Here is a 19355-nt window from a genome sequence, read left to right on the forward strand (position 1 = left end):
ACTTTTTCTGGCCCGCTAACAACCCCCAGCCGATGTTCTCCGCGGCGCCAGGCCGTTCGGCCTACCTTTCACTGAATATCAAGTTATGACGCAGTTCCCGTGAAAGGGGCCGTTGTGGGTCCTCTGCTACACCAGGCCAGGCCGGTGCCTGGTCCGGTGATCGCAACCCTGCTGTCAACGGCCGTACTACCTGATCCGATTCATATCAAAGGAATATCATGAGCAGTTCCATCCTGGCCCTTGAGGCAAGCGGCGTCGACGTCAGCTATCACGGCAATCCTGTATTGCGCGACTTGAACGTACAGGTCAGGCGAGGCGAAATCTATGCCCTGCTTGGCGGCAATGGCGCCGGTAAATCGACCACGCTCAACACCTTCCTTGGCTTCGCCAGGCCCGATGCAGGGTCGGTGCGTGTGTGTGGCATCGACGTGGCCGCCGACGTGCTGGGCGCACGCTCACAGCTGGCGTATGTGCCGGAGAATGTGGCGCTATACGAGCACCTCGACGCACGCGAGAACATCGAATACTTCCTGCGGCTGGCCAATAGCGCGTGGACGAATGACCAGATCGCCGGCGCGCTGCGCGCCGTGCAGCTCGACGAGTCGGCCTGGAAGCGCCGCCTGGGAGGCTACTCGAAGGGCATGCGCCAGAAAGTGGCGATTGCGCTGGCGGTGGCGCGCGCGGTGCCGGTGCTGCTGCTGGACGAGCCGACCAGCGGTCTCGACCCGCAAGCCACGAGCGAATTCAATAGGCTGCTGCAAAACCTCCGTGCCGACGGCGCAGCGATCTTCATGGTGACGCACGACCTGCTTGGCGCGGCCGAAGTGGCGGACCGCATCGGTTTCCTCGATCGTGGGCATATCGGGCACGAAAGCGCCGCAAGTGGCGGCGAACGCTTCGACGTGCGCGACCTGTACCGACGCTATGCCGGCGCGCGAGAGGCTGCATGAGCACTCGCTCCCGTGATGTGATCGCCGCAATCGTCCACACCGAATGGCGCGCCATGCTGCGCAACCGCGTTGCGCTAGCCGCGGCAGGGCTGATGCTGGCACTCACGCTGGCCGCCATCCTGGTCAGCCATGAACGCGTCAGCGCGCTGAATTCGGAGCGTGCGCGCCTGCAGGCAAGCGCTGACGAACAGTGGCATAACCAGCCCGACCGCCATCCGCACCGCGTGGTGCACTATGGCCACTACGTGTTCCGGCCGCTTAGTCCCCTCGCGTTTTTTGACTTCGGCGTCGACCCGTTCACCGGCCACACGCTGTTCCTGGAAGGGCATCGCCAGAACAGCGCCAACTTCAGCGAAGCCGGACAGTCATCCGTGCTGCTGCGCTTCGGCCAGCTGACGCCGGCGTTCGTGCTGCAGGTACTGACGCCGCTCCTGATCGTCTTCCTGGCCTTTGGCAGCATTGCGCGCGAGCGCGAGCGTGGGCAGTTGCGTCTGCAGCTCACCCAAGGCATTGGCGGCGGCACGCTCCTTTCTGGAAAGCTGGCAGCGCATGCGGGAATTGCCATGTTGCTCGCCTCGCCCGCCTTGATCGCGCTCGGCGCCATCGCGGCAATCCACAACACCGTCGCGGCGCAAGCGCTGGCAATGCTTGCCGGTTACGCACTTTATCTGCTGTTGTGGGCGGTGGGCGCGGTTCTTGTGTCGGCGCTGCTGCCGCGCGCCCGCGACGCCCTGCTGGTGTTGGTGGCCGTCTGGATTGTCACGACCATCCTGCTGCCGCGCAGCATGCCGGACCTTGCCATGCTTGGTATCGAGCGTCCGACCCGTATCGAGACCGAGGCAGCGATCCACCAACGTATGAAGGCATTGGGTGACAGTCACAACCCCAACGACCCCTACTTCAGCCGCTTCAAGCAACAGGTGCTGGCGAAATATGGCGTCAGCCGCATCGAGGAGCTGCCGGTCAACTATGGCGGCCTCGTCATGCAGGAAGGCGAACGCCTGACTAGCGAGCTGTTCAACGAGTTCATGCGCGCGGATTACGATCGCCAAGTGGCGCAAAGCGGCATCGTGTACCGCGCCGCGCTCGCCAGCCCGGTAATCGCGCTGCGCCGTATGTCGACCGCGCTTGCCGGGACCAACCTCGACAGCCACACGCGCTTCCTTTTCGAGGGTGAGAAATACCGCTATGGCTTTGTCCAGGCGCTCAACAGTTTGCACATCACTGCGATCCGCTATGAGAACGATCGTGACCAGCGCGTCGCGAAGCACCACTGGGATGAGATCCCACGGTTCGCCTATGCGCCGCCGCAGTTCGATACCGTAGCGGCGCGCCACGCATGGCCGGCATTCGCCCTTCTCGGGGGCTGGCTGCTTGCATTGGCCATTGCTGGCCGCGTCATTGCCCAACGACTTGAAAGGACTGGCAAGTGAAGATCCTGATGTTTGAACTGCGGCTCGTGCTGCACTCCCGCATTGCACTCGGGGCTGTTGCCCTTCTGTTGCTGCTGTCTGCACTCTCCGTGTGGAGCGGCCTGCAGGCCGCCACCGCTCAGCGCGACGCGCTCGCGCGCGTGGCAATGCGTCACCATGCCGAGGTCCGGGCGCTGGCCAACAAGCATGGGAACGCAGCCGACGCCGGCCAGGTCGCCTATGACACACCGCACCTGACGATCAATCCGCCCTCGAGCCTGGCGTTCGCGGCCATCGGCCAGCGCGACCTGCAGCCGTTTGCCCTACGCGTGCGTTTGCTGGGCCTGCACTCCCAGCTATACGAATCGGAGGCCATCAATCCGGAATTGGCCATGGCCGGCCGCTTCGACTTCACCTTCCTGCTGGTTTATCTCACCCCACTGTTCGTTATTGCGCTGATGCACGACCTGGTGACGGGAGAACGCGAGGCGGGACGTTTGCGGCTGCTGTCGTCGCTGCCGGCGAATGCCGCCAGCCTCTGGCGCCGCCGGATCAGCCTGCGTTACGCCCTCCTGTGGCTCGCCTTGCTGGTACCGCTCGCCCTAGGCGTCGTAGTGGCTGGCGCAGGAGCGGCTGCTCTGGGCCAACTTGCTCTGGTTGCTTCGTTTTACCTGGTTTTCTGGTTTGGTGTGGCCGCGTTAGTTGCCGGCCGTGCCGGCACTTCGGCCACGAGCGCCGCGATCCTGCTGGCCTGCCTCGTCGGCTTGACCATGATCGTGCCGACGGCGCTGGACGCGGCGATCGCGCGTACCGTCCCGGTGTCGAAAGGTGTGGAGCTTGCCTTGGCACAGCGGCAGGAAGTGCATAACGGCTGGGACCTGCCAAAACCGGTCACGTTCGACAAGTTCTTCCGCACGCATCCCGAGTGGAAGGATACGCCGCCTGTCACGGGACGTTTCCACTGGAAGTGGTACTACGCAATGCACCAGGCCGGTGACCAGGCGGTAGCGGCGCAGGTCGCGCAGTACCGCGCCAGCTTGCAGGCGCGCGAAGCTTGGACCGCCCGCGCCGGCGTCTTGCTGGCGTCGGTAAACGTCCAGGTGTTGTTACACCGGCTGGCAGACACCGACCTGCGCGCGCAGCTCGCCTACCAGGAGCGAATCGCCGGCTTCCATACGGAACTGCGGCGCTTCTTTTATCCCTACTTCTTCAATGAGCGGCCGTTTGGCAAAGCGGATTTCGCGCGCATGCCTGCTTATAAGGCCCCGACGTCCCAACGTAGTTTGCCGGCGGGGCCGCTTGTGGCGCTTGCGCTATTGGCCCTGGCAGCAGGGCTGACTGGTATGCGCCAGTTGAGAAAGCTGGGATAGACAGCGACGACGCGCTTGCAGCCACCCCCTTCAACGCAGCGTAAAAGTATTTTTGACGATCATGAATCCGTTATCGTGTAAACAACGTGTATGTGTATGACGATTTTAAATTTTGTCATATCACTTTAGATCGGATCATGTATGCCCCTACGAGCCAGCGCACGCAAGCAGCGGGCGATAGCGGAATGAGTGGAGAAACGTGGCCTGGTTCGAGGCCCAGGGCTGGCATCCTGAAGAAGCCCCAATAAAATCCTTGTTTTCATGCCGCTGTCAATATCTTTAAAGTCATGTCGACTTTCATACACTCAGTCAAAAATTTTTTGGAATGTTGTTGACGATGCCACGGGACGCGCGCAGGATCATTCGACGCTGAGATCGCTAGACTTATCTGGCGTACAACGGCGGCCGCGCTTCAAGTTGCTCATTACACTACAACAAGACTGGAAAACGAGACATGAAACACACCGATACCGCTCTTTCTGTTCGTACCCTTGCAATGCTGTGCTCGGCCGCCGTGCTAGGGCTGGCTTCAACTGCTGCGAGCGCTGCGCCGCCATCTCGTTACATCGTCGGTTTCAAGGCTGGCGCCGACAACGACGTCAGCGCTGCGGTCATTCGCGCACGCGGTAACGTCAAGCGCAAAATCCGCGGCATGAATGCCATGTCGGTCGAACTGGCCGCAGAGCAGGTCAACGCACTGCGTGCCGACAAGGGCGTGTCTTACGTTGAGATCGACCCCCCACGTTACCTTCCATCGATGGAAATGAGCGCCGACTATACGAGCGCAACCGAACGTGGTGCGGCGGCGAACCCGGCTTCTGGCAAGAATTACTATCTAGGCCAGGTTGTCCCTTACGGTATTACGATGACCCAAGCTGACCAGTTGCCGAATGGCGGATCCAAAGCCGGCAACCGCAAGATCTGCATCATCGATTCAGGATACGACCGCAGCCACGAAGACCTGAACAACAACGGCACCGTGACTGGCGAGTACGACCTTGGCACCGGCTGGTGGCACACGGACGAAAACAGCCACGGCACCCACGTTGCCGGCACGATCGCTGCGGTCAACAACAGCGGCATCGGCGTGGTCGGCGTTATTCCCAACCGTCAGCTGAAGCTGCATATCGTCAAAGTCTTTGGCGCCGACGGCTGGGCTTATTCATCCGAACTGGCTGACGCGGCAAACCGCTGCGGCGACGCAGGTGCGAACATCATCAGCATGTCACTGAGCGGCCCTGAGCCAAGCAGCACAGAGCAGGCTGCGTTCGATGCGCTGGCTGCGAAAGGCATTCTCTCGTTCGCTGCGTCCAGCAATGCCGGCACCACAGCGCCACGCTGGCCAGCAGGCTACCAAAGCGTGGTCTCCGTCGGCGCGCTTGACAGTAACAAAAATTGGGCAACGTTCTCGAATTACAACCCGAAGGTTGAACTATCGGCACCAGGCGTACGCGTTCTGTCGACCGTACCGATGGGCACCGCACTGGTGTCGTCGCTGACCGTTGGCGCAAGCAGCTATGCCGTAGGCTCGGTCACTGGTTCGCCGCGCGCAACCGTCACCGCGCCGCTGGCCGACTTCGGCTTCGGCGGAAGCATTAATGCCGCAATGGCCGGAAAGGTCTGCCTGATTTCGCGTGGCGCGGGCTTGCCCTTCGGCCTTAAGGTTGCCAACTGCGAAGCGAGCGGTGGCGTGGGTGCGATCCTGTATAACAATGTCGCAGGCAGCATTAACCCGACCCTGGGCACGACTGTTACGACCATTCCTTCCGTGTCAGCCTCGCTGGCCGAGGGCACTGCAATGCTTGCGCAACTGGGCCAGGCTGCGACCGTGTCAGTCAAGGTCGGCAATTACGCTTACTTTGACGGCACCTCGATGGCGACGCCGCACGCTTCCGCCGTCGCTGCCCTGGTGTGGAGCTACTTCCCAATGTGCACCGCTGCAGAGATCCGCAATACGCTGGCTAAGTCGGCAGAAGATCTGGGCGCAGCAGGCCGCGACGACAAGTATGGCTACGGCCTGGTCAGAGCAAAGGCTGCTTATGACCGTATCGCTACCATGGGTTGCAGCAACTAAGCAAGCCTTGCATCCAACAGGCCTGGCTGCTTCGGCCGCCAGGCCCTTCTGCGCGCGGCGCCGGCAAATCCGGCGCCGCGCGTCGTTCAGGGCCGGAACACCGATCCGGCCCTGTCGAGGATGCGGCGCACGGCCGGATGGTGCTCGCGCCGCTCGACCGACACCGCGTAGAAATGCTCGACGATCGCGTCGATCGTCCCCACCGCTTCGAGCCCGTTTTCCTCCTGCACGATCCCGGCCAGCACCGTCGGCGCCGCCATGAATCCCGTCCCGGCGCGGGCGAAGGATTTGAGCAGCGCGCCGTCGTCGAATTCGCCGACGACGATCGGCTTGAGCTCCTGCGTATCGAACCAGCTGACCAGCTGGCTATGGATGGCGGAATCCTGCCCCGGCATCAGGATGGGGGCATTCTTCAGGCGCTGCGGAAAGGCGCCCGGCCATTCCCGGCACAGGCCGGGGTGGCCCAGCACCGTCAGCGTACTCGACCCGAGCAGCCTCGTATGGCCGCGGATGGCGCCGCCGGTCGGCAGGCCCTGGTCGGAGATAACCAGGTCAAGCCGGTGCGCCGACAGGTCGAGCAGCAGGTCCTCGAAGCGCCCTTCCTTGCAGATCAGCCGCATTGCCAGGCCGGCCTCGCGCGCCGGTTGCAGCAGCCGGAATGCCATGGTCTTGGGAATCATGTCGACAATGCCCACGCGCAGCGTTTCCGCTTCCGTGAACCCGCCGCGGCGCACTGCCTGTTCCAGTTCATTGCCTAAGTCAAAGATCTGCTCGGCGTAGCTCAGCACGGTCTTGCCGGCTTCGGTCAGTTCCAGCAAGCGGCCCTTTTTCTGGAACAGCTGCTCGCCAAGCTGGTCTTCCAGCAGTTGAAGCTGCATGCTGATGGCCTGGGCAGTGACGTGCAGCTGCTCGGCCGCGCGCGCCACCGTGCCCTGGACGGCCACCACGTGGAAGTAATGCAGGTGCTTGTAGTTGATCACGAATACCTCAGAAAAACTTACGGATTTCGAAAGATTAATCGATTTTACTTTCGCTTTCGCGCTCCCTATAGTGATTTCATCATCAACCTGGGGAGATCGCCATGCAAGTCTACGTAGTCAATAGTCCGGAAGCCGTCAGCCGCATCCTTGCCCTCGGCATGATCGTCGATGGCCATCTCGATCCGTCCGAGGTCCGCGCCATGCACGCCTGCGCTTTCCTGGGCACGGCCGGGGTTGACGACGCCACCTTCGACCGGACCTTGCGCCAACTGTGCGAGGACCTGCTGTGCGCGGCGGCCAACCGCCATGCGGGCATGGTCGAGATCGACCCGGCCCTGCTCGACGGACTGCTGGCCGAGATCCGGGACCCGCTCCTCCAGCTGCGCCTGTGGAAGGCCATGGTCGACATCATCCATGCTGACGGCCACCTGGACGGACGCGAAACCACGCTGGTGCGGCGCGCAGCCCGGATCTGGTTCGGCCAGGCGCGGCCGGATGCGCCGCTCCCGCTTGAAGCATTGTCCGGCTAAGCGCCGGCCTGCAAGGAGACAATCATGGACATGTTCGATGCACTCTGGCTGGGAACGCCGGCCTGGACCTGGCTGGTGTTCCTGGCGATCGTGGTGGTGCTGCTGGCCTTCGACCTTGGCGTACTGAACAAGCGCGACCATGTCATCGGGGTCCGGGAAAGCCTGAAGCTGTCGGCGCTGTACCTGACGGCGGGCCTGGCGTTCGGGCTGTGGGTGTGGTTCGAGCTGGGCAGCGAAAAGGGCCTGCACTTCTATACCGGCTTCCTGATCGAGAAGAGCCTGTCGCTGGATAATGTTTTCGTCATCTCGCTGATTTTCGCCACGCTCGCGATCCCGCCCCTGTACCAGCACCGGGTACTGTTCTGGGGCATCGTCGGCGTGATCGTCACGCGCGGCATCATGATCGGCGCGGGCTCGGCGCTGGTGCAGAGCTATTACTGGACGCTGTACCTGTTCGGCGCCTTCCTGGTGCTTACCGGTATCCGGATGTTCTTCGTATCGACCGGCAGCGACGACATCCGCGACAGCGCGGTGCTATCCTGGCTGCGGCGCCACCTGCGCATCACGCCTGAGCTGCACGGCAATGCCTTCATGGTGCGCCAGCCCGATCCGGCGCGGCCGGGCAAGACGCTGCTGTGGGCCACGCCATTGTTCCTTGCCCTGTGCATGGTCGAGCTGACCGACGTGGTGTTCGCCGTGGACAGCGTGCCCGCGATCTTTGCGATCACGAGCGACCCATTCATCGTGTACACCTCGAATATCTTCGCCGTACTGGGCCTGCGCGCGCTGTACTTCGCACTGGCAGCAATGGTCGAGCGCTTCAGCTACCTGAAGTATTCGCTGGCAGCCGTGCTGGTATTCATCGGCTCCAAGATCTTCCTGGGCGACTTCGTGTTCGGTGGCAAGGTACCGGCATCGCTATCGCTCGCCGTGACCTTCGTGCTGATCCTGTCGGGCATCCTGTACTCGCTCTGGCGTACCCGCAAAGGGGCGCATCCGGCCACAGGCTGAATCCGCCAGGCGGTGGCGGTCCGAGGACCGCCACCGCTTCGCCCATTGGTCTCATCGCGCCATGCTGGGCAAGGTCGCCGATTCTTTCCAGACGAGCGGGATTCATGTGCCGACCTTCAGGCCTGGTTCGGTGGCGCCCTCTGGTCAATGCGGTCGATCCACTTGCTGGGGACCCCGGCAGCCCGGCAGATGCTGTCCACAGGCCCTGGGTCCGGAACTCAGCCCGGGCCGACGGAAGCAGTCCGAACCCGATCAGGATGGACGCGGCGGTCAAGGCAACGAGGGCCATGACGCTGACCCAGGTCCACCTGTTTTTCCGGGATAAAAATCCGTGTTCTCGCATGTAGTCGTAATAGGCCATGCGGAATGCCTTGCAGCACTCCCGTCAGGAAAATATTTAAATAATGGGGAAATCCCTGCCGAATACGTGGCAAGTGAAACCGTAGTGTCGAAAGCGCCCAGGCGGGGTAAAGACAGCCGGAGCGCTCACCCGGGCGAGCCTTGGCGCGGTGTCCCTTGCACCTTGCGCAGCATGCGCCCCACCAGTACCCGCAGCAGGAAGCCGCCCATCGCCAGCGGCCGGTGCCGGTTGGCTCCACGGCAGCCCATGCGCTGCGGCAGGAAGAAGCGCCCGAAAGCCGACAGGCCGCTGCGCCGCAGCGTCCAGAAGCATCCGCCCGCATACACGGTATCGAAACCATCTTCGAGGCGCAGCAGCTGCAGCGCCGTTCCCGAGAACATGGCCACGTGGGCTGCGCAGTTCGCTCGCTGCTCGCGCGGCAGCATGCGCAACCCGTGGCGGTAGGACATTTCGACGTTCTGGCGCAGGTCGGACAAGTGCACCCGGAGCGGCTTGAGCAGGCCGAGGGTTTCCAGCAGCCACGGCAGCAAATGCGTGGCCGCCGTGATGCGCTCGCGGTAGCGGGCAAAGGCGGCTTTGAGCTCGCCCAGCGAGGCTTGCGTTGGGCGCGGCAGCGGAGCCGGACGCTTGCGCCAGCAGTCGGACCAGTGCGCCAGCGCCAGGTGGTGGGCGGGGGCCAGCGACGCGGGCGTGTCGCGCTGCAGGTCGATGCTGGTGCCGGGCGCCAGGAAGCGCAGCAAACCGCGCACGTCGTCCAGGCGCGGCGCCTCGATGAATTCGGCCGGCGACAGCCTGCCGCCGTTGAGCCAGGCATTGTCGGCCCGCGCGAAGCGCGCGAACGAGGCAATCGGCACGACCATCTTCGGCCGAAAGGTGTCGACCTGCAGCGCCATGCGCTCGACCGCGGCGCTGGCGGCGGCTTCGCGCTCGGCCAGGCCGTCAGGGTTGCCGCACCAGCCCATGCTGCCGAAGCCGGTCAGCAGCAGGTCGATACGCGGCGCAATCCGTGCCAGGTGGGGGGCGACGGCCTGGCAGCCAGCCGCGCTGGCCAGTGCGCGGTCGCCCAGGTTCAGGATGTTGCGCCCGCCACACCCGACCAGGCAGGCGGTGTCGCCGTCGCCGTTGGCGATGGCGGTCAGGCGCAGGTCGCCGGCCAGCCCCACGGTAAGGCCGTCCGGGCATTCGGCCACGGGCAGGCGCAGGCGCCGCAGTTCGTCGCCGATGCGCATGTCGCGCCCGGGGCGATAAAGAAATGTGGCGATGCCGCGGAACTCGGCGCGGAAGCGCTTCAGGAAAGGCAGCGAGAAACGGTCGGGCTGGGCGCGCGAGCACCATATATAGACCGGCACGCCGGCGGCGCTGAGCTCTTCGATCATGCCCGCGCTGCTGGTCGAGCCGTCCACCAGGCCCCATGCGCCGTCCAGCACGCTGCCCTCGCACCAGGGATCGGACACCAGAAGGGCGCCGTCGGTCCGCACCATGAAGCAGGCGTGATTGATAAACGTAAAGTTTGCGCGTGGCATCGCAGGCACCGGGCAGTAGCGGGAAAAATCCAGCGTAGCCGCCCGCCACGTTCTGCCCATGATCCTCCACAATCGGGCGCGAATGGCAGGCCGCTCGATGAAGGCCTGCACCAGGCTTCGCCAAATCGCGGGGAAACCTCTACAATAGGTTGATATAAAGAATCTTTTTACCTAGTTGATCGGACCCAGCCGCCATGCCCGTGGAATCCTTCCTGTTCGCCGCACCTGCCAACCTGGGCGCCACCCTCGTGGCTGTCCTGTTCGGGCTGCTCATCGGCAGCTTCCTGAACGTGGTCATCCATCGCATCCCGAAGATGATGCAGCGCGAGTCCGACAATTACGTGGCCCAGGAAAGCGGCAGGGAACTGCCCCATACCGGTCGCTACAACCTGATGGTGCCACGCTCCGCCTGCCCGCATTGCGGCCACCGGATCACGGCGCTGGAAAACATCCCCGTCATCAGCTGGCTGGCGCTGCGCGGCAAGTGCAGCAAGTGCAAGGCGCCGATCTCGCCGCGCTATCCGGCCATCGAGCTGCTCACGGGCCTGCTGTCCGGCCTGCTGGTCTGGACCTTCGGCAGCGGCATGGCTGGCCTGGCCACGCTGCTCTTCCTCTACCTGCTGGTGGCGATGACCTTCATCGATGTCGATACCCAGCTGCTGCCGGACGACCTGACCTATCCGCTGCTGTGGGCGGGCCTGCTGGTGAACCTGCACGGCACCTTCGTGCCGCTTGCCGATGCCGTCATCGGCGCGGCCGCCGGCTATCTCGCGCTGTGGTCGGTGTACTGGCTGTTCAAGCTCGTCACCGGCAAGGAAGGCATGGGCTACGGCGACTTCAAGCTCCTGGCGGCGCTGGGCGCCTGGCTGGGCTGGGCCATGCTGCCGACGATCATCCTGCTGTCCTCGGTGGTGGGCGCAGTGGTGGGCATCAGCCTGATCGTGTTCGCCAAGCGCGGCCGCGACAAGCCGATCCCCTTCGGTCCCTACCTGGCGGCGGCCGGCCTGATCGCCCTGCTCTACGGCAGCCAGATCAGCCAGCAGATCCAGGCCGTGGTCGCCGGCTGAGATGGACGCGCCGCACACGCTCGCGTTCTCGGTTGGTCTGACCGGCGGCATCGGCTGCGGCAAGACCACCGTGGCCGACATGTTCGCGGCGCTCGGCGCCGCGGTGATCGACACTGACGCGATCGCCCATTCCTTGAGCGCGCCGCACGGCGCGGCGATGCCGGCGCTGCTGGCCGAATTCGGCAACGAGTTTGCGACGCCTGACGGCGCCCTCGACCGCGCGAAGATGCGCGCCCTGGTATTCTCGGACGCGACTGCGCGGGCGCGTCTGGAAGGCATCCTGCACCCGCGCATCCGCGACGCCACCGCGGCGGCAGCAAGCATTGCCACTGGCGACTACATCATCTTTGTCGTGCCGCTGCTGATCGAATCAGGGACCTGGCGCGAGCGCGTCACGCGGGTGCTGGCGATCGACTGCCCGGAAGAGGTACAGGTGGCGCGCGTCATGGCGCGCAACAACCTGAGCGAAGCCCAGGTGCGTGCCATCATGGCGGCCCAGGTCACGCGCGCGCAGCGCCGGGCGGCGGCGGACGATATCATCGTCAACGACGACGGACTGGACCAGTTACGCCCCCAGGTCGAGGCCCTGCACGCCCTCTACCTGGGCCTGGCCCGAGCCCGGGGGTCATGAAAACGCATAAAGTCAATGCGCTATTTGTAATTTTGCGCGGCATGGTTCAGAATCACAGGGTTGCTCTCCAGCCCACATTCAGGGGAATGTTACTTTGATCGTCTACGAATATCCTTTCAACGAGCGGATTCGCACGTTGTTGCGGCTGGAAGATTTGTATGAGAAATTCAAGTTCTTTGTGCAACAAGAGCATCCAATGCAACATCACGTGGCGCTCGCCACGATATTCGACATGCTGGAAGTGGCCGGCCGCGCCGACCTCAAATCCGACCTCTTGCAGGAACTCGAACGCCAGAAGCAAAGCCTGCTGACCTACCGGAGCAATCCGAACGTGGCGGCCGAGGCGCTCGACGCCGTGCTGGCCGAGCTCGACAGCGTGAGCAGCGCCCTGGTGGCGGCGCAGGGCAAGACCGGCCAGAACGTGCGCGACAACGAATGGCTGATGAGCATCCGGGGCCGCACCATCATCCCGGGCGGCGCCTCGGAATTCGACCTGCCCTCGTATCATGCGTGGCAACAGCGCACGGCAAGCCAGCGCCATGCCGACATCATGAAGTGGTTCGCGCCGCTGGCGCCGCTGTTCGAGGCGCTGTCGCTGGTGCTGCGCCTGCTGCGCGACTCGGGCGGCCCGGTCCCCATGGTGGCCACCGGCGGCAGTTACCAGCAGATGCTGCAGGGCAAGGTCTACCAGATGCTGCGCCTGTCGATCGACGAAACCCTGGGCGCGATCCCGGAGATCTCGGCCAACAAATACATGCTGTGGGTGCGTTTCACCAGCCAGGACGGCGACTGCAAGCCGAAGGCGCTGGAAGAAGACGTGCGCTTCGAGCTGACCCTCTGTAATTTCTGATTTTTGATTGGTAATGGTATGACTGTTGTTGCGTGCCCGACTTGTGGCAAGAAGGTCGAATGGACCCCGACCAATCAGTTCCGCCCGTTCTGCTCGGATCGATGCAAGCAGATCGACCTGGGCGCCTGGGCCGAGGAAAAGTACACGATTCCCGGCGCGGCGCCGAACGAAAACCAGGACGATCCGCTGGCCGACGAGTAAGAGTGCGGTTGATGCGTCGTTTTGCCTGATGCATCGCGACAGCGCTTGCATCCTGGCGCGACTTTAAGACCGTCGTACCGGCGCAGGCGGTACTGACCAAGTCGAGGACGGGAAACGCAGTTTATCCAGCCACTCCAGCAGCGGAATGGTCGCCGGCAGCAGCGGACTGACGCTGTACGCACCCTGCCACGCGAACGCTTGCCCTTCCAGGCTTTGCGGCTCGCCTGCCCATTCGCGGCAGATGTAGAAATACAGGCGAACGTGGGCGTGCTCGTACACGTGCTCGACGCAGCACCATGGCTCGCCATGCAGAACCCGCACGCCCAGCTCTTCGACGAACTCGCGCTGCAATGCGTGGAAGATGTCCTCGCCCGCCTCGACTTTCCCGCCCGGGAATTCCCAGTAGCCCGCATAAGGCTTGCCTTCGGGCCGCTGGCCCAGCAGCACGTCGCCATTGGGGCGCATCAGGATGCCGACCGCGACGTCGACCGGTGTTGCTTCTGCTTTATTCATCGATTCCATTGTCCGGCAAGCTGCCGGCATAGTCTTTCGCAAACTGCCAGGCCACGCGGCCCGAGCGCGAGCCGCGCAGCAAGGCCCATTGCAGGGCTTCCGGCCGCGCCGCCTCGATTTGCTGCGGCGTGCAGCCGAAGCTGGCCAGCCAGTGCGCGGCGATATCAAGGTAGTCGTCCTGCCGGAACGGATAGAAGGACAGCCACAGGCCGAAGCGCTCGGACAGCGAAATGCGCTCTTCCACCGTCTCACCCGGATGCAGGTCGCCATCCTCGCCATGGCGGTAGCCGGCGTTGTCCGAGTGCTTCTCGGGCAGCAGGTGGCGCCGGTTCGAGGTCGCGTAGATCAGCACATTGTCCGACTGCGCGGCGATGCTGCCGTCCAGCGCCACCTTCAATGCCTTGTAGCCCGCCTCGCCCTCTTCGAACGACAGGTCGTCGCAGAAGACCACGAAGCGCTCCGGCCGCCCCGCCACCAGGTCGACGATGTCGGCCAGATCGGCCAGGTCGGCCTTGTCGACCTCGATCAGGCGCAGGCCTTCGCTTGCAAAGCCGTTCAGGCAGGCCTTGATCAGGGACGACTTGCCGGTGCCGCGCGCGCCGGTCAGCAGCACGTTGTTGGCCGGGCGGCGCGCGACGAACTGGCGGGTGTTCTGTTCGATCTGGCGCTTTTGCGCCTCGACGTGGTGCAGGTCGTCCAGCCGGATGGGTGAAGCATGCAGCACCGGCTGCAGGTAGTTGCCGCCCCCACTGGCGCGCTTGCGCCAGCGGAAAGCGAAGCCGCGCTTCCAGTCCGGCTCGCGCGGCAATGCGGGCGGCAGTACGGCTTCGACCCGTGCCAGCAGGGCTTCGGCGCGGTGCAGGAACTGTTCCAGCGGCGTCATCGCGTGCCGGTTACGAGCGATAGTCGGCGTTGATCGACACGTAGTCGTGCGACAAATCGCAGGTCCAGACGGTGGCCGCGGCCTCGCCCCGCCCTAACGTCACGCGCACCGTGATTTCGGACTGCTTCATGACGCGCTGGCCGTCTTCTTCCATGTAGTCCGGGTTGCGGCCGCCGTTCTTGGCGACCCACACGTCGTCCAGGTACAGGTCGAGTTTGGTCACGTCGAGGTCGTCCACGCCGGCATAACCGACGGCGGCCAGGATGCGGCCCAGGTTCGGGTCGGATGCGAAGAAGGCGGTCTTCACCAGCGGCGAGTGGGCGATCGAATAGGCGATCTTGCGACATTCCTCGACGTCGCGGCCACCCTCGACCGTGATGGTCATGAACTTGGTCGCGCCTTCGCCGTCGCGGATGATCTGCTGCGCCAGGTTGCGTGAGATGCTTGTTACGGCCTCCCTCAGTGCTTCGTACTCGAAGCCCGTGGCGGCATCGACCACCAGCGAGCCGGCGCCGGTGGCGACGATGATGAAGGAGTCGTTGGTCGAGGTGTCGCCGTCGATGGTGATGCTGTTGAACGAGTGGTCGGCGGCGTATTTGACCAATTGGTCGAGCACAGGCTGCGCCACCCGGGCGTCGATCGCGAGGTAACCCAGCATGGTAGCCATATTCGGCTTGATCATGCCGGCGCCCTTGCTGATGCCGGTCATGGTGACGCTATGGCCGCCGATGGTGACGGTGGTTGACGCCGCCTTGGGCTGGGTGTCGGTGGTCATGATCGCCTCGGCGGCGTTGAACCAGTTGTCCGGCTTCAGGTTGGCCACCGCAGCCGGCAGGCCCGCGACGATCTTCGGCAGCGGCAGCGGCTCGAGGATCACGCCGGTGGAAAACGGCAGCACCTGCTGCGCCTCGATGCCCAGCAGCTTGCCGACTTCAGCGCAGGTGGCCTGCGCATTGGCCAGGCCCGATTCGCCCGTGCCGGCATTGGCGTTGCCGGTGTTGACCACCAGCGCGCGGATCGGCTTGCCGCCGCCCTTGACGGCTTCCAGGTTGGCCTTGCTCACCTGGACCGGTGCGGCGCAGAAGCGGTTCTTGGTGAAGACGCCGCTGACTGTCGCGCCTTCGGCCAGCTTCATCACCAGGAGGTCCTTGCGGTTGGGCTTCTTGATACCGGCTTCGGCAAAGCCGATGTCGATACCGTTGACGGGTTTCAGGTCAGCTGCGACTGGCAGGGGAGAATTGACGGCCATGGCGATCTCGTGTTCGAAGAATGGTGAATTCGATATTGTACCGCCAGCGGCGCCATGGGCGGGTTAGCCAGCCTGCGGCGGGAGGAATGGCATTTTCGTGCGACTTTTCATGCGCCCCGCATGAAGCGATAACCGCCATGTAAGGACCCTTAATTCCTGCTTATGGACCAACTTTCGGCGGCACCTTGCGCACGATTCATTTCTACCAAAATATTGTTTTGAATCAGCTTCTTAGCGTTTCTTATTGCTGAGTGTGCATATACTCATCAGGCACGGAACGGCATGTCATTTTGCCGCGCCGGCGCACCCTTCCCGGCCGTTTGCCGGGGCATATCTGATAAGACTGGAGACAAGAATGAAACTCACCGTAAAGGCGCGGCTGCTGGTCGCGCTATGTGCCTCACTGGCCGGAGCGCCGCTGGCATTCGCCGACGGCAAACCGGCCGAGCTGACCGTATCGGCCAAGCAGTACAAGCAGTATTTCAGGGACGCCTCGAACGAATTCAACGTGCCGGTCGAACTGCTGCAATCGATCGCCTACGCGGAGACGCGCTGGCACCCGCACGTCCCCAAGGGCAAGCTGAAGAAAAACGGCGAGCCCGAGGTGGAAGTCGAGTCGCACCACGGCATGCCGATCAGCTACGGCATCATGGGCCTGCGCAACGACACCCACTTCGGCCAGTCTCTTAGCCAGGGTGCGGCGCTGATCCGCGTGTCGCCGGAACAGGCGGCCTCGGACACCCGCACCAACATCCGCGCCGCCGCCGCCCTGCTGGCCCAGCACGGCGCGCGCAAGAACAAATCCTTCCCGCTCGCGGACTGGGAAGGCGCAGTGGCGCGCTACAGCGGCATCCCGCAGCCCGAGATCGCGCAGATCTACAGCTACGAAGTCTTGAGCGCCATCCGCCAGGGCCGCCGCAGCGACAAGTTCGAGATCGACCAGCGCCACGTCGAGATGGAAAAGGCTTACGGCCGCGACAAGCTCAAGAAACTGTCCGCGCGCCGCATCACGGTCGAAACCGGCACGCCAGACCCGAAGATTTCGGCGCCGGATTTCCTTGATAACCCGAGTAAAAAATAAAGCAGCATACGGAGACCAAATCCATGAAGACCTTCTTCAAAGGCTTGCTCGCAAGCCTGTGCATCCTCGCCGCGGTGCAGCCCGCGCTCGCCTCCACCGACTATCCGCCGGCGATCTGGAACGCGGCGGCCAGCTGCAATTATTCAGCCCGCACCGCCGCCATCAGCCACGTCACCGTGCACACGACCCAGGGCTCGTATGCGGGCTCGATCTCGTGGTTCCAGAACTGCAGCGCCGGCGTCAGCGCCCACTACGTGATCCGCTCCTCGGACGGCCAGGTCACCCAGATGGTGAACGAGTCGGCCAAGGCCTGGCACGTCGGGAACTCGAACGGCTACACCGTCGGCATCGAGCACGAAGGCTATATCGAGAACCCGTCCGCCTGGTACACCACCGCGCTGTACACCGCCTCGGCCGCGCTCACGCGCGACATCCTGGCGTCGCGCGCCCTGGCCCAGAAAGTCTATGACTGCGCCAGCGGCTGGAATGCGGTGCCCTCGGACTCGCTGTTCAACGTCAAGGGCCACGTCAACTTCGCCAGCCAGAGCCATACCGACCCGGGTGCGGGCTGGGACTGGCCGCGTTATAAATCGCTGGTGGCCGGCAGCACCGGCGGCGGCACCAATGCCACCTGGCCGCTGGTCCAGTACGGGAACACTGGCGAGCGCGTGCGCACCATCCAGTACCTGCTGCAGCAATGGGGCTATTCCTTGACGGTGAACGCCAGCTTCGACACCGCGACCCAGACCGCGGTGAAGAACTTCCAGTCCTCGCATGGCCTGGGTTCGGACGGCATCGTCGGCAATGCCACCTGGCCGGCGCTGGTGATCCTCACCCAGCAGGGCGACTCGGGCGCCAAGGTGCGCGCGGTGCAAAGCCAGCTCAATGAAAGCGGCGCGGGCATCACGGTGGACGGCGCCTTCGGCCCGGCCACGGCGACGGCGGTGCGCAACTTCCAGACCTCGAAAGGGCTGAGCGCCGATGGCATCGTCGGCGACGATACCTGGAACAAGATGGCCTGGTAAGCCCTGCTGCTGTGCGGCATGCGCAATAATGCTTGACCCTCACGCAAGGTGAGGCTCGACAGTAGCGGCACGCATGAAGAACAGGGAGACAGGCAATGCTGAAAGTGGGTGAACTCGCAGCGCGCGCCGGCTTGACGGTCCGCACGCTGCACCATTACGACAGCATTGGCCTGCTCTCCCCTTCTGCGCGCTCCGATGCCGGCTACCGCCTCTACCACCGCGACGACGTGGCGCGCCTGCAGCAGATCCAGGCCCTGCGCAGTTTCGGCATGGCGCTGGCCGACATCGGGGCTTACCTGGACAGTCCGGCCGCCTCCCCGCTGGCCATCGTCGAGCGCCAGCTGTCGAACCTCGACCGGCAGATCGCCGAAGCAGCACATATGCGCGAGCAGTTGCTGCGCCTGCGCACGCGGCTGGAAAGCGGCGGCGATACGGACCTGTCCATCTGGCTGACTACCCTGGAGCAGATGACCATGTACGAACAATACTTTTCCAAAGACGAGCTGGCGCACCTGCCGCTTTACCAGAATCCACAAGCCCGTGGGGAATGGCAGGAGCTCATAGCGCAAGCACAAAGCTTGATGGCGAAAGGCGTGGCGCCCAGTGCGCCGGAAGCGAAAACTTTCGCCGTGCGCTGGCTTGAACGCCTGCAGCACGACAGCGGCGACAACCCGGCCTTCGTCCTGCGCCTCACCGAAATGACGTCCCGGGACGAGCAAGTGCAGAAGCAATTCGGCATGTCGCCCGCACTGTTGACGTATATGCGCACCGCCATCGCCGAGCTGCGTTTCGACGTCTACGCGCGCTACTTGTCGGCTAAAACAGTGGAGCGCATGCGCCGCCACGAACAGGCGCACACGGATGAGTGGATCGCGCTGGCGTCCCGCCTGCGCGCCTGCATGGCGGCCGATCCCGAGGCAAGGTCGGGCGAAGCCATGGAACTGGCAAGGCAATGGCATGCGCTGTTCCTGGACATGGTTGGCGACGCGCCTGAAGTCACCGAGCAGTTCCGGCGGGCCTCGGCCACTGAACCCCTGCTGCGCCTGGGCAGCGTCATCAGTGACGATCTGATCGCCTTCCTGCGTCATGCAATGCTGCGACTGCAGGCGCAGGGTACGGCGGCCTGATGCCTGCCGCCGGGGCGCAGGGCCCCGGCTTTCAGCGCGGGATCGACAGCGCCAGCGTTTCCTTCAGCTCTTCCATCACCACATAGCTCTTCGACTGGCCGGCATCGGCCACGTGCAGGATCTCGCCCAGCAGCCGGCGGTATTCCGACATCTCGGGGATGCGCGCCTTGATCAGGTAATCGAAGTCGCCCGACACCAGGTGGCATTCCATCACCTCGGGAATGCCCAGCATCGCGCGGCGGAACCGGTCGAATGCCTTCTCGGATTTCTGGTGCAGCGTGATCTCCACGAACACCAGGATCTGCAGCCCCATCGCCTGCGGGTTGACGCGCGCGTGGTAGCCGGCGATCACGCCGTCGCGCTCCATGCGCTTGACCCGCTCGATGCAGGGCGTGAGCGACAGCCCCACCTGCTCGGCCAGGTCCTTCATGACGATCCGCGCATCGTCCTGCAAGATGGACAGGATGTGCAGGTCGATCTTGTCGAGGACACGGTTGGAATTCTTTTGAACGCGCAT

Annotated in this window: 19 protein-coding genes; 13 read left to right on the forward strand and 6 right to left on the reverse strand. The window is 63.9% G+C overall.

All coding sequences use genetic code 11. The annotated features are described in order from the left end of the window. Nucleotides 1-218 precede the first annotated feature (218 nt). The 4 genes from AC56K1_RS11100 to AC56K1_RS11115 all read left to right on the forward strand — a co-directional run bounded on the left by AC56K1_RS11100 (nt 219) and on the right by AC56K1_RS11115 (nt 5806). The gene (locus AC56K1_RS11100) at nt 219-950 is read left to right on the forward strand and encodes an ABC transporter ATP-binding protein (RefSeq protein ID WP_497157897.1); all 732 of its coding nucleotides are present in this window, start codon (nt 219-221) and stop codon (nt 948-950) included. Further along, entirely contained in the window at nt 947-2383 is a 1437-nt protein-coding gene (locus tag AC56K1_RS11105) for an ABC transporter permease (RefSeq protein ID WP_497157898.1), read from the forward strand. Before AC56K1_RS11100 ends, AC56K1_RS11105 begins: the two co-directional genes overlap by 4 nt. After that, nucleotides 2380-3732 (forward strand): DUF3526 domain-containing protein, encoded by a 1353-nt coding sequence (locus AC56K1_RS11110; RefSeq protein WP_497157899.1) that lies wholly within the window; start codon nt 2380-2382, stop codon nt 3730-3732. Before AC56K1_RS11105 ends, AC56K1_RS11110 begins: the two co-directional genes overlap by 4 nt. A gap of 454 nt (nt 3733-4186) precedes the next feature. Next, the gene (locus tag AC56K1_RS11115) at nt 4187-5806 is read left to right on the forward strand and encodes a S8 family serine peptidase (protein ID WP_497157900.1); all 1620 of its coding nucleotides are present in this window, start codon (nt 4187-4189) and stop codon (nt 5804-5806) included. A gap of 86 nt (nt 5807-5892) precedes the next feature. On the opposite strand, the gene AC56K1_RS11120 is transcribed toward AC56K1_RS11115, so the two are convergent. Continuing rightward, nucleotides 5893-6786: a LysR family transcriptional regulator gene (locus AC56K1_RS11120; protein ID WP_497157901.1), complete on the reverse strand. Its 894-nt coding sequence runs from the start codon at nt 6784-6786 to the stop codon at nt 5893-5895. A 101-nt stretch (nt 6787-6887) separates the two neighbouring features. Between AC56K1_RS11120 and AC56K1_RS11125 the strand changes: the two genes are divergently transcribed. Together AC56K1_RS11125 and AC56K1_RS11130 are read left to right on the forward strand one after the other, a co-directional pair. Beyond that, the gene (locus AC56K1_RS11125) at nt 6888-7316 is read left to right on the forward strand and encodes a tellurite resistance TerB family protein (protein ID WP_497157902.1); all 429 of its coding nucleotides are present in this window, start codon (nt 6888-6890) and stop codon (nt 7314-7316) included. Nucleotides 7317-7340: 24 nt separating this feature from the next. After that, nucleotides 7341-8327 (forward strand): TerC family protein, encoded by a 987-nt coding sequence (locus tag AC56K1_RS11130; RefSeq protein ID WP_497157903.1) that lies wholly within the window; start codon nt 7341-7343, stop codon nt 8325-8327. Between the two features lie 486 nt (nt 8328-8813). On the opposite strand, the gene AC56K1_RS11135 is transcribed toward AC56K1_RS11130, so the two are convergent. Then, nucleotides 8814-10211 (reverse strand): hypothetical protein, encoded by a 1398-nt coding sequence (locus AC56K1_RS11135; RefSeq protein ID WP_497157904.1) that lies wholly within the window; start codon nt 10209-10211, stop codon nt 8814-8816. A gap of 194 nt (nt 10212-10405) precedes the next feature. Here AC56K1_RS11135 and AC56K1_RS11140 point away from each other — a divergent pair, with 194 nt between their 5' ends. The 4 genes from AC56K1_RS11140 (at nt 10406) to yacG (ending at nt 12960) form a co-directional block, all read left to right on the forward strand. Further along, a complete protein-coding gene (locus tag AC56K1_RS11140) occupies nt 10406-11278 on the forward strand; it encodes a prepilin peptidase (RefSeq protein WP_497157905.1) in 873 nt (290 codons plus the stop codon). Nucleotide 11279: 1 nt separating this feature from the next. Further along, entirely contained in the window at nt 11280-11909 is a 630-nt protein-coding gene (coaE, locus tag AC56K1_RS11145; protein ID WP_497157906.1) for a dephospho-CoA kinase, read from the forward strand. A gap of 94 nt (nt 11910-12003) precedes the next feature. Then, nucleotides 12004-12759, forward strand: a complete 756-nt coding sequence (gene zapD / locus AC56K1_RS11150; protein ID WP_497157907.1) for a cell division protein ZapD — start codon at nt 12004-12006, stop codon at nt 12757-12759. A gap of 18 nt (nt 12760-12777) precedes the next feature. Next, the gene (gene yacG, locus AC56K1_RS11155; protein WP_497157908.1) at nt 12778-12960 is read left to right on the forward strand and encodes a DNA gyrase inhibitor YacG; all 183 of its coding nucleotides are present in this window, start codon (nt 12778-12780) and stop codon (nt 12958-12960) included. 63 nt (nt 12961-13023) lie between these two features. Here yacG and AC56K1_RS11160 read toward each other — a convergent pair whose 3' ends face one another. The 3 genes from AC56K1_RS11160 to argJ are packed head-to-tail and all read right to left on the reverse strand — an operon-like array spanning nt 13024 to nt 15605. Next, nucleotides 13024-13473: an NUDIX domain-containing protein gene (locus AC56K1_RS11160; RefSeq protein ID WP_497157909.1), complete on the reverse strand. Its 450-nt coding sequence runs from the start codon at nt 13471-13473 to the stop codon at nt 13024-13026. Next, nucleotides 13466-14356, reverse strand: coding sequence for an ATP-binding protein (locus AC56K1_RS11165; protein ID WP_497157910.1), 891 nt, complete (start codon nt 14354-14356; stop codon nt 13466-13468). Before AC56K1_RS11165 ends, AC56K1_RS11160 begins: the two co-directional genes overlap by 8 nt. Nucleotides 14357-14366: 10 nt before the next feature. After that, entirely contained in the window at nt 14367-15605 is a 1239-nt protein-coding gene (gene argJ / locus AC56K1_RS11170; protein WP_497157911.1) for a bifunctional glutamate N-acetyltransferase/amino-acid acetyltransferase ArgJ, read from the reverse strand. A gap of 355 nt (nt 15606-15960) precedes the next feature. On the opposite strand from argJ, the gene AC56K1_RS11175 reads away from it, so the two are divergent. The 3 genes from AC56K1_RS11175 to AC56K1_RS11185 all read left to right on the forward strand — a co-directional run bounded on the left by AC56K1_RS11175 (nt 15961) and on the right by AC56K1_RS11185 (nt 18838). Next, nucleotides 15961-16686, forward strand: coding sequence for a transglycosylase SLT domain-containing protein (locus AC56K1_RS11175; protein WP_497157912.1), 726 nt, complete (start codon nt 15961-15963; stop codon nt 16684-16686). Between the two features lie 23 nt (nt 16687-16709). After that, a complete protein-coding gene (locus AC56K1_RS11180; protein ID WP_497157913.1) occupies nt 16710-17711 on the forward strand; it encodes a peptidoglycan recognition protein family protein in 1002 nt (333 codons plus the stop codon). A gap of 95 nt (nt 17712-17806) precedes the next feature. Further along, nucleotides 17807-18838, forward strand: a complete 1032-nt coding sequence (locus AC56K1_RS11185; protein WP_497157914.1) for a MerR family transcriptional regulator — start codon at nt 17807-17809, stop codon at nt 18836-18838. A gap of 31 nt (nt 18839-18869) precedes the next feature. On the opposite strand, the gene AC56K1_RS11190 is transcribed toward AC56K1_RS11185, so the two are convergent. Continuing rightward, on the reverse strand, nt 18870-19355 hold the full coding sequence (locus AC56K1_RS11190) for an Lrp/AsnC ligand binding domain-containing protein (RefSeq protein WP_497157915.1): 486 nt from the start codon (nt 19353-19355) through the stop codon (nt 18870-18872).

This window comes from Telluria sp. ZB4P37 (assembly GCF_059685855.1).